Below are 17,132 nucleotides of genomic sequence, written 5' to 3'. Positions count from 1 at the left end.
AGTGACCCGCCGTAAGGGCGGAACCCTAAGCAGCCATAACCGCAGCAACGGATATTCACCCAAAACAAACCAACACCAAAACCCTAGGCCATATCCGGATCCCGAGCAGCCCGCAAAGAATTGCTCTCCAACTCATACCGCAACTCATCAACCAACGCCGCCACAGCCTCCGGCGTACGCAACGCATCAAGCTTCAACCCGCTGATCACCAGATCCACCTGCCCCGAATCCGGGTGATACAACTTCACCGTCAGCGAATGATCCCCATCCACTGAACACTCGCACGCCAATGGCGAAAAACTCTGTTCGAGGCTGGCGCGCAACTGCGCAAGATTCATCATGGAGCCTGTTCCTTTAGCTGTTTCGAAGGGAGACGATCCCAAGCCAAACAGGCTCGTATCGCACCCCAACAGACTAAGAACTGCCCTATCTCACCAGAACCTGCATTTGCACCGCATCAGCTAGTGCATTTGCACCTACCGCTGACCCTTCGCGCCGCGCTCGCCAGAAAACAGACCACGTTCCCGCGCCCAGACAATCGCCTCGCTGCGGCTGTGTACATCAAGCTTGGAATACACGGTCGCCACATGATTGCGCACCGTATTCGGTGCGAGCTTCAGGCGGGCGGCGATCTCCTTGTCAGCCAGGCCTTCGCAGATCAGCCCCAGCACGTCGCGCTCACGCGCCGTCAGGTCAGTGAACGACACGCTCGGCAGTTGCGGCGAGTTGACCTTCTTCACATTGGCCAGTTTTTCGATCAGCGTCCGGCTGAACCACGAAGCGTCTTTCATCACCTCTTCAATCGCCGCCACCAGCTCCAGCTCGGTGCGCTTGCGTTCGGTGATGTCCATCAGCACCAGCAGATAGCACGGTGTGTCCTGAATATTCACGGTGTCGGCAGACACCGCGCACTCCAGCAGATCCGCGTCCTTCTTGCGCACCCGCACATCGACCCGATCCACTCGTCCGCTTTTCGCCAAGGCGGTCAGCAGTCGGGTCCGCGCACCATCGTCGTCAATGAAATTCAGCTGCGTCACGGTTTTGCCGACGACGTCGTCACTCTCGTACGCCAGGGTGTCGAGGAACGCCTGATTGACATCGATCACCTGCTGTTCGTCGGCGGTACAGATCAGAATCGGCACCGGAGTCAGGCGGAACGCCTTGGCAAAGCGCTCTTCACTCTGACGCAGCGCGACTTCGGCCTTGTGGCGCAGCTCCATATCGACGAAGGAAAACAGCATGCAATCCTCATCATTGAGCACCAACGGCTGCCCGGCAACGATCACTTGCTTGCTGCCGCCATCGGGCAGGCGTAGTTGAGCCTGCATTTGCGGAATGGTCGCCACATCGCGCAGGCGCTGGATCGCCAGATCTTTTTGCGCAGCCTGCTCGAAGATGTCGATTTCATAGGCCGAGGTGCCGATCACCTGATCACGGGTATAGCCGGTCATCTCCAGAAACCCCGGATTGACCTTGATATAGCGCAAATCGCTGAGGCGGCAGATCACCGCCGGCGCCGGGTTGGCATTGAAGGTCTTTTCGAAACGCTGCTCGGCGTTCGCCCAATCGGTGACGTCGCTCATGATCAGCACCAGTGACTCCGGCTGCCCTTCGCGATCAGTCAGGATCATGCTGCGCACGCTGTGCACCCAAACGTGCTCGGGATCGTTTACGGCAGACACTTCGATCAGCACGTCGTTGAACGCTTCGCAGCGTGCAGCGCGGCTGATCGGGTAGTGCTCCGGGGGCACCGTATGATTGTTGCGATAGCGCAGGCTGAAGCGCTTGGCATACTCGTCGGCATTAGTGCCCAGCTCACCGATCCGGCTGACACCGTGCATCGCCAGCGCCGCCTCGTTGGCCCAGAGAATACTCTGATCGAGCTCCAGCAGAATCACCCCGTCGGACAGCCCGGCAATGATCTGCTGCAGCTGGCGACGGTTGGTTTCAGTGGTCAGGACTTCCTGGCTCATTGGATCTCCACAGGGAATTCGCGTGTGAAGATTACGACCGCAGGCGTTCGTGATCGTGCCGAGCACTTCAACAACACCACAAATCCCTGTAGGAGTGAGCCTGCTCGCGATAGCGGTCTGTCAGCCACATCAACGCTGACTGACACACTGCTATCGCGAGCAGGCTCACTCCTACAGGGGATCAATGGTGATCTGAAGATTCCACCAACTCCCGCAACGTATCGAGAAACAGCTTGAGCACCGGCGAAGCATCATCAGCGCGATAAGTCGCGTACAACGGCACCTCCGGCAGCGCCGGTGTCAGCTTGCGAAACACCAACCCAGCCGGGGCCAATTGCTCGATAGAAGCAGGCAGCAGCGCCACCCCGAAACCGGCGCGCACCAGACTGAGCAAGGTCTGCACCTCGATCACCTGCTGGCGAATCTGCGGGGTGAACCCGGCCTGAACGCAGCACTGATAAAGGAAGTTGGCGAACCGCGACTGCTTCAGTTCCAGCGCGACAAACGGTTCCTGTGCCAGATCCGCCGGGGCCAGAAGCTCGCGCCTGGCCAGCGGATGATCGGCCGGCATCACCACATGAATCGGCTCGTAGATCAGCAATTCATTGCGCAGTAACGGATCGTCATAACCGACGCGAAACACGCAGGCGTCGATACGCTTTTCCTTCAGCGCCTTGACCTGCGCCGCCGGGGTCATTTCATGCAGTCGCCAGTTCACCTGCGGATAGCGCTCGCGAAACAGGTGCAGGGCCTTGGGCAGCACGCCGACCATCACCGAGCTGATCATGCCGATTTCCAGCTCGCCGAGCAGCCCGCGCCCGGTCTGCCGGGTCAGGTCCAGCGCCCGTTCCAGTTGTTCGAACACCAGCGGCGCCTGCTCCTTGAGCATCTGCCCCGCCGCTGTCAGCTCGACCCGATGGTGACTGCGCTCGAACAGCGGCGTGCCCAACTCCTCCTCCAACAGGCGAATCTGCTGGCTCAGCGGCGGCTGGCAAATGTGCAGGCGCTCGGCGGCGCGGCCGAAATGCAGCTCATCGGCCAGAGCCATGAAATACCGCAGCAGACGCAGGTCCATGGCGGCTTACCCCAGACTCAGCGGCGTTGAACGCTGGCGCACGCCGGTCAGCGCAAACAAGGCGTTGGCTATCGCCGGCGCCACCGACGGACTGCCCAACTCGCCTACGCCACCGGGCTTGCCCGGCGCGCCATCCAGCACCACGAAGTCGGTGGCCGGCATGTCCGACATCCGGGTCACGCGGTAGTCGTGGAAATTGCTCTGCACCACCCTGCCCTGTTGAATGTCGAGCCGATCAAACAACGCGTGACCAAGACCCCACATCAAGCCGCCGTAGATCTGCTCCTCGACCCCGCCGGGCGAAACCGCCAGACCGCAATCGACCACGCAGGTCAGCTTCTCCACTTTCGGCTTGCCATCGACCGTCGCGACCCGCGCCACCACTGCGATAAAACTGCTGTAACCCTGATGGGTCGCAATCCCCAGCGCAGTGCCCGGCGGCAGCGGCTGACCCCAGCCGGCACGCTCGGCAGCCTGTTTCAGCACCGCCACATGCCGTGGCCGCTCCTGCATGTTGGCCAGACGGAACGCCAGCGGATCCGCGCCTGCCGCATGGGCCAGTTCGTCCATGAAACTCTCGACGGCAAACACATTGGGAATAAAGCTCACCGAGCGATACCAGCCGCTGGGCACATGGCTTTCGTGCTTGACCCAGTTCAACTGCAGGTGCGGCGGATGGTAGGCGAAGTCCCACGCGGTGATCGCTTCGGTAGTGCTGTAATCCATGTGATCCGGGCGTTCGAAATAGCCCGGCTCCCACTGCTCCGGCGAGGCCGGTGACACCGCGTGCAGTTGCAGTGCGTTGAGTTTGCCTTGGGCATCCAGCGCGCCTCTGACCCGGTGCAGCGTCGCCGGGTGATTGAACAGTGCGTGCATTTCGTCTTCGCGGCTGTTGAGCAACTTCACCGGCACACCCGTCTGTTGCGCCAGATAAGCCACTTCGAACAACCAGTATTTGGCTTCCCGCGCGCCGAAGCTGCCGCCGGACACCAGCTCATTGATGGTGACCTTCTCCTTGGCGATGCCGCATACGCTTTGCGCCGCTTCCAGCGCCGAAGACGGCACCTGCACGCCGCCCCAATAAGTGATCGCCTTGTCCTGCACGTGCGCGGTGATGCAGATTGGCTCGAGCGGGTTCTGCACCTTGTACGGCATGCGGTAATCGGCTTCGATCAGTTGCGCCGCGTGCGGCCATTGCGCGCCGACATCGCCATGCGTCATGGCTTTGATGGTTTGGCTGTTCGGGTCGGAAATAGCGGCCGCTTGCGCCATGCCCAGTTCCGCGCTGTCGAACCCGGCCAGCGGCGAATCGCTCCATTTGATCTCCAGCACTTTGCGCCCCTGCTGCGCCGCCCAGAACGTCTTGGCCAGCACCGCGACGCCTTCCAGATTGCCGCCGAGCACGTCCGGGCGCCCGGGGACTGCAAGCACCTGGCGCACGCCCGGCACCTGCAATGCCGCCGCCGAATTCACGCTGACGACTTTCGCCCCGACCACCGGCGCGCGCTGAATCACTGCCACCAGCATCCCCGGCAACTGCACGTCGATGCTGTACTTGAAGCGCCCGCAGACCTTGGCCGCGGCATCGCGCTTGTGCCGCAGTTTGCCGATGTATTTGAACTGCGTCGGATCCTTCAGCGTGACACTGGCCGGCGCCGGCAAATGCGCCGCCACCCCGACCAGTTCGCCGTAGCCGAGGCTGCGTTTGCTGGGCAGATGAACCACCCGACCTTCTTCGGTGCTGCAGCTGTCGGGGCTGACTTTCCATTGCTGCGCTGCCGCCGCGATCAGCAGCGCCCGCGCCGTGGCCCCGGCCATACGCAGGCGCTCGTATTCCAGCGACACACTGGTGCTGCCGCCGGTGGAGAAGACTTTCCAGACCGGGTGAATGTAGGTCTCGAAGAACGGATCTTCCGGGGTGATCACCTGCACGGTCATCGGGTTCACATCCAGCTCTTCGGCCACACACGCGGCCAACGCCGTTTGCGTGCCGGTGCCGGAATCGTGTTTGTGCACCACCAGTTTCACTGTGCCGTCGGGGAAGATCCGCACCCAGGCGTTGGGCTCGAATTCCGTGGCCGGCGCCGGAGATTTCGGGTCGCTGGCGGCGCTGCCGGAGGGCAGATACAAGGCAATCGCCAGGCCCGAAGCCACCGTCGCCGCTTGCTTGAGAAAGACCCGGCGTGACGGTTCGAGCAAGGTGTCGTCGCGCAGGCTCATCACGCCTCCTTCGGCGCGTTCGCCGCGCGCTTGATCGCTTTGTTGATCCGCGCGTAAGTGCCGCAACGGCAGATATTCCCCGACATCGCATTGCGGATCGAATCGTCAGTCACCGCCGCGCCGGTGTTGAGCAGCGCCGCGGCGGACATGATCTGCCCGGATTGACAGTAGCCGCATTGCGGCACATCTTCGGCGACCCAGGCCAGTTGCAGCGGATGGCTTTCGTTCGGCGACAGACCTTCGATGGTGGTGATGCTGTGGCCCGCGACGGCGGCCAGCGGCAACTGGCAGGAACGCACCGCGACACCGTCCAGATGCACGGTGCAGGCACCGCACAGGCCCATGCCGCAGCCGAATTTGGTGCCGGTGAGTTTCAGTTGATCACGCAGTACCCATAACAAGGGCATGGAGGGGGACGCCTCATCCAGCTCGCGTCGTTCGCCGTTAACCGTGAATGCGATCATTGTCAGGCTCCAAAAGAGCGGCCCGTCTTTGTGCGGGCCTGGTGACCGATTATTGGAAGCCCACGCAACACGCGGCCAGCGACGATTTCTGCCAACCGGTGTAAGCAGGACTAACAACATGTACAAGCGATACCCGTCGGTGCAGTCCATGAGCGCGTTCATCCACGCGGCGCGCAGCGGCAGTTTTTCCAGTGCCGCGCGCAAGCTCGACTTGACGCACAGCGCGATCAGCCAGCAGATTCGCGCACTGGAAGATTTCATCGGTCAGCCGTTGTTCGTACGTGAGGGCGGCGGCAGCAACCTCACCGATGCCGGGCAGTTGTTTGCCAGCGTGCTGGCGGACGGGCTGGCGCAGATCGACCGGGCCCTGTCCTCGGTGAAAAACCGCAGCGTGGCGCAGCGCCTGACCCTGGACGTCGACAGTGAACTGGCGCAGAGCTGGCTCAATCCGCGCCTGCCAGAGTTGCTCGACGGACTTCCGGATTACGAGGTGACGCTGCTGTCGATGCCGCGCAGTGATCGCAGCACGTTTGAGCGGGTCGATCTGGCGTTGCGTTACGGCTATGGCGATTGGGATGACTGCGAGATGACGCAGATCTGCGGCGACCGGGTGCTGGCGGTGGCTTCGCCGGCGCTGCTTGAGCGCTATGGTTTGCAGTGGCCGCTGAGCCCGGCGCAGATTCTTGAATTGCCGCTGTTGGGCTATACGCGGCGCTCGTGGATACCGTGGCTGGATGCGGCCGGAATGCCCCCGGTAGAGCCAGCGGCGCGGGTGATTTTCGATAATGCGGCGAACCTGATTGCGGCTGCCGAAGCCGGGGTTGGTGCCGGGCTGGTACGCGGCTTACTCGCCGCCGATGCGTTGCGCAATGGGCGGCTGGTGGCGTTGAACGAGGCGCAGATTGCTGCGCATTACAACCTGTATGCGGTTTGGCCGCATGGGCAGGCCGAGCGGGTGGCGCCGGTGGTTGAGGTGATCCGGCAGTTGGCTTTGCGTACGCAACACTGACGCCTTCGCGAGCAGGCTCGCTCCCACAGTTTGACCGCATTTCTCCAGCTGGAATGCATTCCCCCCTGTGGGAGCGAGCCTGCTCGCGAAGGGGTCGGCACAACAACCACAAAAACCAAAACCATATCGCCCAAGTATCACCACCGCGCCCAATTAATATTGTACGAACCCCTCCGCCCTTTCCAATACTCGCCCTCAGCAACCACCCACCCGGGCCGGATGCGAACAGGCGAGGGAATGCGCGAGTGCTGCGCATAGAAATGGCCGATAGCCCGGGGCGTGGATGCCGAGAGCCGCAAGGCTCCCTTCCCCGCTATCAGGAGATCGACTTCAATGATCATCGATATCAGCTGCTATCCCACGGATCTCGTGGACCTCGCCTGGAGGCATGACGGTGACCCGTTCACCGGCGAGCGTTTGCTGGAGATGATGGATGGCCCGTACATGGTCAACGGCAAACCTCGCCGGATCGACAAAGCCTTCATCCAGCCGCCGCAGGGCAACACCATTTACACCTGGACCGACGGCGAACTCTCGGGCCGCGAATCCATCGACGCCTACATGGCCTACACCCTGAAAATGGTGCAGACCTACCCGGATCGTTTCATCGGCTGCTTCGTCTACAACCCGCGCTGCGGTGTGGAAAACGGCGTCGAGGCGATCGAGCGCTACGTCAAGGAGCACGGTTTCAAGATGGTGCAGATGCAGGCCAATATGCACGCCTACCGGCCTGATCGTGCACTGGACTGGGTGCGCCCGTGCTTCGAGAAATGCGCCGAACTGGGCATCCCGGTCAAGCTGCACACTGGCGACGGGCCGTACAGCATCCCCTCGGAGTGGGTGCCGATGATCAAGGAATTCCCCAACGTGAATTTCATCATGGCCCACTTCGGCGTGCAGACCGGCGGGGTCTACGTGTTCGAACCGATGCAATGGGCGATGGAGCTGCCCAATGTCTACTGCGAATCGGGCTGGTGCCTGCAATCGCGGATCGTCGAGTTCGCCAAGGTCTTGCCAACGCACAAGATCCTGTTCGGCACCGACACCCCGCCGAACGAACCGGGCATGTGGCTGCGCCTGCTCGAAGTGTTGTGCCACGAGCCGCCGCAAGGCCTGAACCTCGACGAAGACACCCTCGAGGACTACCTGGGCAACAACACCGCGCGGATGATCGGCCTCGAACCGACCCCGCCGCCGCGTTCCGTTTCCGAAGCAGAGGCGCAACTCAAGCGCCCCGTCACCACGCAACTGGCCAGGAGCTGAACCGATGATCATCGACACCCATCTGCACCCCACCAATCTGGTCGACGAAGCCTGGCGCCACACCGGCGAACCGTTCACCGGCGAGCGCATGCTCAAACTGATGGACGGCCCGTACATGATCAACGGCAAACCGCGCCGCATCGACATGGGTTTCATCCAGCCGCCACCGGGCAACACCGGTTATCGCGACGGTAACCGCCGTGGCCGCGAGGGCGTGCGTGACTACATGTCGTACGTCGCCGAACTCTGTGTGAAGTACCCGGATCGCTTCATCGGCAACTTCAACTTCAACCCGCGCTGGGGACCGGAAAACGGTGCGGCGGAGCTGGAATTCCACATCAAGGAATACGGCTTCAAGATGCTCAAGCTGCACGCCAACATGCACGGCTATCGCCCGGATCGGGCACTGGACTGGCTGCGTCCGGCGATGAAAGTCTGCGCCAAGTACAACATCGTGGTGCTGATCCATACCGGCGACGGCCCGTACACCATTCCGACAATGTTCTACCCGATCATCCGTGAGTTCCCGATGGTCAATTTCATCATCGGCCACTTCGGCATCCAGACCGGCGGCAACTACTCGTTCGAGGCGTTCTGGATGGCGATGGACACGCCGAACGTGTACTGCGAATCCGGCTGGTGCTTCCAGTCGCGGATCGTCGAGTTCGCCAAGGAACTGCCGCGCAACAAGATCGTGTTCGGCACCGACTCGCCGCCGAACGAACCGGGCATGTGGCTGCGCGAGCTGGAGGTGTTGTGCTCACCGGCACCGCAGGGCTTGGGCATCGATGAGGATCATCTGGAGGACTACCTGGGCAACAACATCGCCCGGTTGTGCGGGATCGAGCCGACGCCACCGCCGAAGGATCTGGTTGAGGCGGATATTCGCCTGACCACCACGTACTTGTAGCCACACACATGGGAGCGGGCTTGCTCGCGAAAGCGGTGCGTCATTCAACAATGAAGGTGGCTGATCCACCGCATACACGAGCAAGCCCGCTCCCACATTGGGGCCGTGTTACGACAGTTACACAGCGACTTTACAGGCACGAAGATGACCCGGCGTTCCCTCGACCGGCAGGCCAACGGCTGCTCGATCGAACGCCCTCTCACCCCTGCGTGCCTGCTTTTTACGAGGTGAAACCATGACCCGTTCGACGCTCGGCGATTCTCAGGATTTTCACGTGTTCATCGACGCCTATCGCCGTGAATACCCGGACGATGTGCTGACCATCACCCAATCTGTTTCTGCCGATCAGGACATCACCGCCCTGGTCGATGCCCTCGCCGCACAGGGTCGCGATCCGTTGCTGATCTGCGAAAACGTCGGCGGCCTCAAGGTGCCGGTGGCGACCAATCTGTTCGCCTCCCGCACCCGCATTGCCCGGTTGTTCGGTGTCACCCCGGCGCAACTGCACGAAACCTTCCAGCGCCGCGCCAACCAGCCCATCGCCCCGCGCTACGTGGAAAGCGGCCCGGTGCTCGATGAAGTGTTCGAAGGCGAAGCCGTGGATCTGGCGCTGCTGCCGATGCTCAAGCACTTCGACAGCGATCGCGGGCCGTACATCACCAACGCGATCATCATCGCCGAGGACCCGCTGACCGGCATTGCCAACATGAGTTATCACCGTTCGATGCGCCACGCCCGCCAGTCCCTGGCGACCAGCCTGCACTCGCGTGGACACCTGTGGCGGATGTTGCAGACCGCCCGTGAGCGCGGTGAAGAATTGCGCGTGGCGATGGTGGTCGGCGCGCATCCGTTGTTCATGCTCGCGGCGGCAGCGCGTTTACCCTACGGCAGCGATGAACGTGCCGTCGCCGGCGGCCTGTTCGGCGCACCGCTGGAACTGGTCAAGACCCCGCGCTACGGCATTGGCGTCCCGGCATACGCCGAGTTCGTCCTCGAAGGCGCCATCGACCCGACGGCCTACGCCGAGGAAGGCCCGTTCGGCGAGTTCAGCGGTTACTCCTCGGATCGCTCGACCAACAACGTGCTGCGCGTCGACACCCTGCTGCGGCGCAAGGACGCCTGGCTGGTGGACGTGATGGGCGGCCGCTACGCCGAGCACCTGACCCTCGCCCGGCTGCCGCGCGAAGCGGAGATGAGCGAGAAGCTCAAGGCGCGTTTCCCCGCCGTCACCGCCGTGCACTACCCGAATTCCGGCACGCACTTTCATTGCTACGTGGCGCTGGATCAAAGCCGCGACGGCGAGGCGCGGCAGATCATGCTGGCCCTGCTCGGCTGGGATCCGTATCTGAAAAACGTGATCGCGGTGGACAGCGATATCGACATCACTGACGACAGCCAGGTGTTGTGGGCGCTGGCCACGCATTTCCAGCCGCATCTGGATATTTTCGTGATCGATGGCTTGCCCGGCAGCCCGCTGGATCCGTCGTCCTCGGTCAACGGCACCACTTCGCGCATGGGCCTGGACGCCACCCGTGGCTCGGGCTTCGACGGGATCAAGGCGCAGCTCGATCAGGACGTGCTCGAACGTGCCCGGCAACTGCTCAAAGGGCTGGCATCGTGAACAGCCAGCGGATGGTGGTGGGCATCAGCGGCGCGTCCGGCTTCATCTACGGCGTGCGCCTGCTGCAATTGCTCGCCGAGCTGAACATCGAAAGCCACCTGATCATCAGTCGTGCGGCGCTGCTGACCATGGCCCACGAGACCGATTACAAACTGGCCGACGTCATAGCGCTCGCCAGCCACTACCACCGTGCCGATGACGTCGCCGCCGGGATTGCCAGTGGCTCGTTTCGCTGCCTGGGCATGGTGGTCGCGCCGTGTTCGATGCGCACGCTGGCGGAAATCGCCACCGGCACGTCTTCCGGGCTGATCGGCCGCGCCGCCGACGTCACCCTCAAGGAACGCCGCACGCTGGTGCTGATGGCCCGCGAAACGCCGCTGACCCTCGCCCACCTGCGCAACATGACTGCCGTCACCGAGATGGGCGGGATCATCGCCCCGCCGGTGCCGGCGTTCTACGCCCGGCCCGAAAGCCTGGCGCAGATGGTCGATCACAGCCTCGGCCGGGTGCTCGACCTGTTCGGCCTCGATGCCGGCGTTGCCACCCGCTGGAAAGAACACCCCGGCCCCTGTGGGAGCTGGCTTGCCAGCGAAAGCAATAGGTCAGTCGGCATCACTGGTGAATGACACACCGCCATCGCTGGCAAGCCAGCTCCCACAGTTGATCGCACTCCGACAAAAAACACAGGTAAGGAGCTCCAGATGAACACCCCCTTCAACGCCCCAACCCCCAACACCAAAATCCCCGTGACCATCCTCACCGGCTTCCTCGGTGCCGGCAAAACCACCCTGCTCAACTACATCCTCAAGGAAAACCACGGGCGCAAGATTGCCGTGATCGAAAACGAGTTCGGCGAGGTCGGCATCGATGGCGATCTGGTGCTCAGCTCCGAAACCGAAGAAATCTACGAGATGGTCAACGGCTGCGTGTGCTGCACCGCCGAGGTTCGTGAGGATCTGGTACGCATCGTCCGCGAGCTGGTGGCGCGCCCGGTGCGCCTCGATCACATCCTCATCGAGACCAGCGGCCTCGCCGATCCGTACCCGGTGGCGCAGAGCTTTTTCATCAATGACCCGATTGCCGAAGAAGTCGAACTCGACGCGATCGTGACCATGGTCGACGCCAAGCACATCGCCCAGCACCTGGAGGATCTGCAACTGGATGGCGTCGACAATCAGGCGGTGGATCAGATCGTCTGCGCCGATCGCATTGTCATCAACAAGGTCGATCTGGTCAGCGGCGACGAGGTGGACATTCTGCGCGGCAAGATCCGTGATTTGAACGCCACCGCAGATCTGTTGACCTCCACCCACGCGCAGATCGACCTGACGAAAATCCTCGGCATCGGTGCGTTCGAGTGCACGCAGAAGCTTATGGAAATCGGCGCGGAAACTGAGCATCACGACCATGACCACCACCATGAATCAGAAGACCACGAACACGATCCGAGCGTGTCATCGGTGGGCATCGCCGTCGACGGCGCCGTCAACCTGATGGCGTTCCACCGCTGGATCAGCGAGCTGCGCTCGTCCCAGGCCGACAACCTTTACCGCATGAAGGGCGTGCTCGCCGTGGCCAACGAAGACCAGCGCTACGTGCTGCAAGGCGTGCACAGCCTGGTGGAGTTTCGCGCCTCGACCGCATGGGGCACGGAGCCCCGTTCGAGCAAGATCGTGTTCATCGGCCGCAACCTGGACCGCGCGGCGTTGAACCAGGGCTTTGCCGCCTGCCTGGCAGGCTGAACAAGGCATCGGAGCCGGTGGATGGCGGCTTCGCAGCACGAATGACTGATGCCAGATTTTTTGCACAACACAAAACCTGTGGGAGCTGGCTTGCCAGCGATAGCGGACTGTCGGTTGATAAAGATGGTGACTGCTAAATCGCCATCGCTGGCAAGCCAGCTCCCACAAGGTTGCACTGTGTTCCTGAGCTACGCGGCATCAGACGAATACCCCTCTCTACCGCATAAAAACAGCCAGAGGTGATTCCATGTCGTCAGCCACTCCTTCCTCCACCGTGCACCCCGTCGACCGCGTTTTGCCGGTGCGACAGATGCTCACCCTCGGCCTGCAACACATGGCCGTCTCGTACATCGGCGCCATCGCCGTGCCGTTGATCGTCGCCAGTGCCCTGAAGATGTCCCACGCCGATACCGTGGTGCTGATCAGCACCACGCTGTTCTGCTCCGGCATCGCCACCCTTTTGCAAACCGTCGGCTTCTGGAAATTCGGTGTACGCCTGCCGATCCTGCAAGGCGTGGCGTTCAGCAGCGTCGGTCCGGTGATTGCCATCGGCAGCAACCCCGAAGTGGGCTTCGCCGGTGTCTGCGGCGCGGTGATCGGCGCGGGGATTTTCACCATGCTGATGGCGCCGTTCGTGGGCCGATTACGGCGGTTTTTCCCGCCGGTGGTCACCGGTTGCATCGTCACGGTGATCGGTTTGCAGCTGTTCCCGATCGCCTATGAATGGGTCGGTGGCGGACGCAACGCGAGCAACTTCGGCGCCCCGGCATTTCTCGCGGTGGCGGTGGTGGTGCTGCTGACCATCCTGCTGGTCAATCGCTATGGCAGTCCGCTGCTGCGCAACATGGCGGTGCTGGTGGGCATGCTGGTCGGCGCCGGTCTGGCCTACGGTCTGGGCATGGGCAATTTTCACAGCGTCGAAGAGGCGCCGTGGCTGACCGTGCCCTACCCGTTCTACTTCGGCCTGCCGACGTTCAGCCTGATCCCCATCGCGACCATGGTGGTGGTGATGATCGTGCAGATGGTCGAGTCCATGGGACTGTTCGTGGCCATCGGCGACATCGTCGACAAACCGGTGGAAGACCAGCAAGTGGTCAATGGCCTGCGCGCCAATGGCCTGGCCAGCACCATCGCCGGGATGTTCGCCGCGTTCCCGTTTATCGCCTTCATGGAAAACGTCGGTCTGGTGATCCTGACCGGCGTGCGCAGCCGCTGGGTGGTCGCCGTCAGTGGCCTGCTGATGTGCTCGATTGCGCTGGTGCCCAAGGCTGGGGCGATCATCGCGTCGATGCCGACCGCGGCGCTGGGCGGCGCCGGTATTGCGATGTTCGGCGTGGTCGCGGCGGCGGGGATCCAGACCCTGGCCAAGGTCGATTACGAGCGCAATCGCTACAACGTATTGATCGTCGGTTTCACCATCGCCGCCGCGCTGGTACCGGTGCTCGCGCCCACCCTGTTCAAACAAATGCCCGAGTGGTCACAGCCGTTCCTGCACAGCAGCGTGGTCATCGCCTGCCTGGTGTCGGTGCTGCTCAACGCGGCGCTCAACGGCGTCAGCGTGCCAGAAACCACGCCCGGCAAATCCGCCTCGCACATTCTCTGACTGGAGCCTGCCCATGACTCGACTTCAAAACATCCTGATCAAAAACCCGCTGGCGGTGATGACCGGCCTGCGCGGCCCGCGTGCCCGGGCCGGTGCGGTGGACATTCGCGTGGTCAACGGCCGCATCGCCGAAATGGCCGCCGACCTGGAGCCGCAACCCGGCGAGCGCGTGATCGATGCACGCAACTGCGTGGTCTATCCGGGCTGGATCAACACCCACCATCACCTGTTCCAGAACCTGCTCAAAGCCGTGCCCGAAGGTTTGAATCAGGATCTGCAAGGCTGGCTGGCGAGCGTGCCCTACCCAAGGTTGAACCGCTTTACCCCGCAACTGGCGCGGATCGCCGCTCGGCTGGGCATGGTCGAATTGCTGTTGTCCGGGGTGACGACCTGCGCCGATCACCACTATCTCTACCATGCCCACGGCACCACCGAGACCGGGGACCTGCTGTTCGATCTGGCCGATGAGTTCGGCCTGCGCTTTGTGCTGTGTCGCGGTGGCGCGCTGGAATCCGCCAGCGCGCACCCGGGTTTCTCGAAAACCGCGCTGCAACCGGAAAGCCTCGAACAAATGGTCGGCGATATCGAGCGACTGAAATCGCTGTATCACCAGGACACCCCGGATGCCCTGCGCCGGGTGGTCGTCGCGCCAACCACACCGACCTTTTCGCTGCCGCCGACCCTGCTGCGCGAACTGGCGCACACCGCGCGCGGCCTCGGTTTGCGCCTGCACACGCACCTGTCGGAAACACAGAACTACGTGAATTTCTGCCGCGAGAAATACAACTGCCTGCCGGTGGAATTCGTCGCCGAACACGAATGGCTCGGCCCCGACGTGTGGTTCGCCCACGCCGTGCACCTGCAACCCGGCGAAATCCGCATGCTCGCCCAGACCGGCAGCGGCATCTCGCATTGCCCGGTGAGCAACGCGCGCCTGGGCAGCGGCGTCGCGCCGATTCCGCAAATGTATGAGGCCGGCGTACCGATTTCCCTCGGCGTCGACGGCGTCGCGTCCAACGAATCCGGAAGCATGGTCGGCGAAGCCAACACCGCATGGCTGATCCACCGCGCCGAACAAGGCGCCTCGGCGACCACCGTCGAAGACGTGATCCATTGGGGCACGGCGGGCGGTGCGCAGGTATTGGGACTGGGCGCGGTCGGTACGCTGGAGGTCGGGCAAGCGGCGGATCTGGTGATCTACAGCCTTGATCACCCACGCTTCTTCGGTTTCCACGATTGCGCGGTTGCACCGGTGGTGGCCGGTGAACCGATCACGGTGAAATACAGCCTGGTGGGCGGCCGGATCGTGGTCGATAACGGCGTGATTCCGGGGCTGGATATCGAACGGATGCGCGCCGAAGCGTGGGAAGGTGTGCAGGCGATGATGAATATCGACGATTGATCCGCAGGCGATGCAAAACCTGTAGGAGTGAGCCTGCTCGCGAAAGCGATGTGTCAGCTGACATTTGCGCTACTGACGCACCGCTATCGCGAGCAGGCTCACTCCTACAGGGAACAACGGCGCATTCGCGGACTCGAGGATTCTCGACTAAGGTTACCCCCTCATCGGATTGAGCCCCTGCCAGATCCACCGGGCTCTTGATCAAGGAGAGACTGATGACGTCGCGTCGCAACATCGAACAGACTTATCGCACCTGGTCCAGCCCGATTCTGCTGGAGCTGAAAAAGCGCGAACACCAAATGGCGCCGGTCGAGCGTCAGGCGCTGGAGAATGTGCTGGTAGAACGACGGTTGCTGGATATCGGCAATCCAAATGGAAGTGATCGCCGCCAAGGGGGCGCGAACAAGAACGAGCGTCCCGGCTGATCACTTAAAAAAACCTGTGGGAACTGCTCCCACAGGTCACGCCGCGTTTTCAGGCCGCGCGCTGCCCCTCCGCCACCATCGCCGAAGCCGCCAGCATCGCCCGCAACAACACCGCGCACCCGGCCGCCAGATCATCCGGCGCGGCATTCTCGATTTCGTTGTGGCTGATCCCGCCTTCGCACGGTACGAAGATCATCCCCGCAGGACCGAGTTCGGCGAGGAAGATCGCGTCATGCCCGGCGCCGCTGACGATGTCCATGTGCGACAGGCCCAGACCTTTTGCCGCGCCGCGCACGGCTTCGACGCAACCCTTCTCGAAGTACAGCGGCGGAAAATCTGCAGTCGGGGTCAGCTCATAGGTCAAGCCGTGTTCCTCGCAGGTTGCGTCGATGACCTGCTTCACCTCGGCGATCATCGAATCCAGCCGCTCCGGTTGCAGATGGCGGAAGTCGAGGGTCATGCGCACTTCGCCGGGGATGACGTTACGCGAGCCGGGATAGGCTTGCAGGCAACCGACCGTGCCGCAGGCGTGGGGTTGATGGCCGAGGGCGGCGCGGTTGACCGCACCAACGATGACCGAGGCGCCGACCAGCGCGTCCTTGCGCAGGTGCATCGGGGTTGGCCCGGCGTGGGCTTCGACGCCGCGCAGTTTCAGGTCGAACCACTTCTGCCCGAGGGCGCCGAGCACCACGCCGATGGTTTTCTGCTCGTCTTCGAGGATCGGGCCTTGCTCGATGTGTGCCTCGAAATAGGCACCGACCTTATGACCGCTGACCTTGCGTGACCCGGCGTAACCGATCGCATTCAGGGCTTCGCCGACGGTGACGCCGTCAGCATCGACCTTGGCCAGAGTTTCTTCGAGGGTGAATTTCTCGGCGAACACCCCGGAGCCCATCATGCACGGGGCGAAGCGCGAGCCTTCTTCGTTGGTCCAGACCACCACTTCCAGCGGCGCTTCGGTTTCCACGCCGAGGTCATTGAGGGTGCGCAGCACTTCGACGCCGGCGAGCACGCCGAAGCAGCCGTCGAACTTGCCGCCGGTGGGCTGGGTGTCGATGTGGCTGCCGGTCATCACCGGCGGCAGGTTCGGATTGCGCCCGGGACGGCGGGCGAAGATGTTGCCGACTTCATCCACCGTGACGCTGCATCCGGCGCCCTTGCACCAGTGCACGAACAGGTCGCGGGCCTGACGGTCGAGGTCGGTCAGGGCCAGGCGACAGACCCCGCCCTTGACCGTCGCGCCGAGCTTGGCCAGTTCCATGAGCGAGGCCCAGAGGCGGTCGCGGTTGATGTGCTGATGGGTGGATTGCAGAACGTCTACGGCTGCGTTCATGTTGATCTCCTCAGGCAGTTTCTTAGGGTATTTCTTTGGTGTTTTCCAGGCCGCCATCGCTGGCAAGCCAGCTCCCACAGGTTTTGAGTGAA

General features: G+C 62.6%; 15 protein-coding genes. 9 read left to right on the top strand and 6 right to left on the bottom strand.

Annotation, left to right across the window (positions count from 1 at the left end; all coding sequences use genetic code 11):
* Positions 1-83: 83 nt before the first annotated feature.
* From QRN61_RS20280 to QRN61_RS20260, 5 genes are all read right to left on the bottom strand, one after another.
* Positions 84-341: a DUF1652 domain-containing protein gene (locus QRN61_RS20280; RefSeq protein ID WP_150369613.1), complete on the bottom strand. Its 258-nt coding sequence runs from the start codon at positions 339-341 to the stop codon at positions 84-86.
* A gap of 135 nt (positions 342-476) precedes the next feature.
* Positions 477-1,973 (bottom strand): helix-turn-helix transcriptional regulator, encoded by a 1,497-nt coding sequence (locus QRN61_RS20275; protein WP_285375022.1) that lies wholly within the window; start codon positions 1,971-1,973, stop codon positions 477-479.
* 181 nt (positions 1,974-2,154) lie between these two features.
* Positions 2,155-3,048 carry a LysR substrate-binding domain-containing protein gene (locus QRN61_RS20270; RefSeq protein WP_285375020.1) on the bottom strand — a complete coding sequence of 298 codons (894 nt, stop codon included), beginning with the start codon at positions 3,046-3,048 and terminating at the stop codon, positions 2,155-2,157.
* 6 nt (positions 3,049-3,054) lie between these two features.
* The gene (locus QRN61_RS20265; protein ID WP_285375017.1) at positions 3,055-5,268 is read right to left on the bottom strand and encodes a xanthine dehydrogenase family protein molybdopterin-binding subunit; all 2,214 of its coding nucleotides are present in this window, start codon (positions 5,266-5,268) and stop codon (positions 3,055-3,057) included.
* Complete coding sequence (locus QRN61_RS20260) at positions 5,268-5,732, bottom strand: (2Fe-2S)-binding protein (RefSeq protein ID WP_285375015.1); 465 nt, start codon at positions 5,730-5,732, stop codon at positions 5,268-5,270. The genes QRN61_RS20265 and QRN61_RS20260 overlap by 1 nt, the downstream gene beginning before the upstream one ends.
* Before the next feature lie 118 nt (positions 5,733-5,850).
* Between QRN61_RS20260 and QRN61_RS20255 the strand changes: the two genes are divergently transcribed.
* From QRN61_RS20255 to QRN61_RS20215, 9 genes are all read left to right on the top strand, one after another.
* Positions 5,851-6,741 carry a LysR substrate-binding domain-containing protein gene (locus tag QRN61_RS20255; protein WP_285375013.1) on the top strand — a complete coding sequence of 297 codons (891 nt, stop codon included), beginning with the start codon at positions 5,851-5,853 and terminating at the stop codon, positions 6,739-6,741.
* Between the two features lie 333 nt (positions 6,742-7,074).
* Positions 7,075-8,004, top strand: coding sequence for an amidohydrolase family protein (locus tag QRN61_RS20250; RefSeq protein WP_285375010.1), 930 nt, complete (start codon positions 7,075-7,077; stop codon positions 8,002-8,004).
* 4 nt (positions 8,005-8,008) lie between these two features.
* Complete coding sequence (locus tag QRN61_RS20245) at positions 8,009-8,914, top strand: amidohydrolase family protein (protein WP_003224037.1); 906 nt, start codon at positions 8,009-8,011, stop codon at positions 8,912-8,914.
* A 235-nt stretch (positions 8,915-9,149) separates the two neighbouring features.
* Positions 9,150-10,535, top strand: a complete 1,386-nt coding sequence (locus tag QRN61_RS20240) for a UbiD family decarboxylase (protein ID WP_285375002.1) — start codon at positions 9,150-9,152, stop codon at positions 10,533-10,535.
* 11 nt (positions 10,536-10,546) lie between these two features.
* Complete coding sequence (locus QRN61_RS20235; protein WP_285375025.1) at positions 10,547-11,161, top strand: UbiX family flavin prenyltransferase; 615 nt, start codon at positions 10,547-10,549, stop codon at positions 11,159-11,161.
* A 75-nt stretch (positions 11,162-11,236) separates the two neighbouring features.
* Positions 11,237-12,277 carry a CobW family GTP-binding protein gene (locus QRN61_RS20230; RefSeq protein ID WP_285374999.1) on the top strand — a complete coding sequence of 347 codons (1,041 nt, stop codon included), beginning with the start codon at positions 11,237-11,239 and terminating at the stop codon, positions 12,275-12,277.
* 247 nt (positions 12,278-12,524) lie between these two features.
* Positions 12,525-13,880, top strand: a complete 1,356-nt coding sequence (locus tag QRN61_RS20225) for a nucleobase:cation symporter-2 family protein (protein ID WP_285374996.1) — start codon at positions 12,525-12,527, stop codon at positions 13,878-13,880.
* A 13-nt stretch (positions 13,881-13,893) separates the two neighbouring features.
* Positions 13,894-15,282: an amidohydrolase family protein gene (locus QRN61_RS20220; protein ID WP_285374993.1), complete on the top strand. Its 1,389-nt coding sequence runs from the start codon at positions 13,894-13,896 to the stop codon at positions 15,280-15,282.
* 215 nt (positions 15,283-15,497) lie between these two features.
* Complete coding sequence (locus QRN61_RS20215; protein ID WP_027613195.1) at positions 15,498-15,707, top strand: hypothetical protein; 210 nt, start codon at positions 15,498-15,500, stop codon at positions 15,705-15,707.
* A gap of 49 nt (positions 15,708-15,756) precedes the next feature.
* On the opposite strand, the gene QRN61_RS20210 is transcribed toward QRN61_RS20215, so the two are convergent.
* Positions 15,757-17,040, bottom strand: coding sequence for a Zn-dependent hydrolase (locus tag QRN61_RS20210; RefSeq protein WP_285374990.1), 1,284 nt, complete (start codon positions 17,038-17,040; stop codon positions 15,757-15,759).
* Positions 17,041-17,132: the final 92 nt, after the last annotated feature.

Origin of the sequence: Pseudomonas sp. lyk4-TYG-107 (assembly GCF_030209055.1) — a bacterium.
GTDB classification, from domain to species: domain Bacteria; phylum Pseudomonadota; class Gammaproteobacteria; order Pseudomonadales; family Pseudomonadaceae; genus Aquipseudomonas; species Aquipseudomonas putida_A.
Note: the sequence above shows the minus strand (reverse complement) of the source record. Positions and strands in the feature narration are given on the sequence as shown.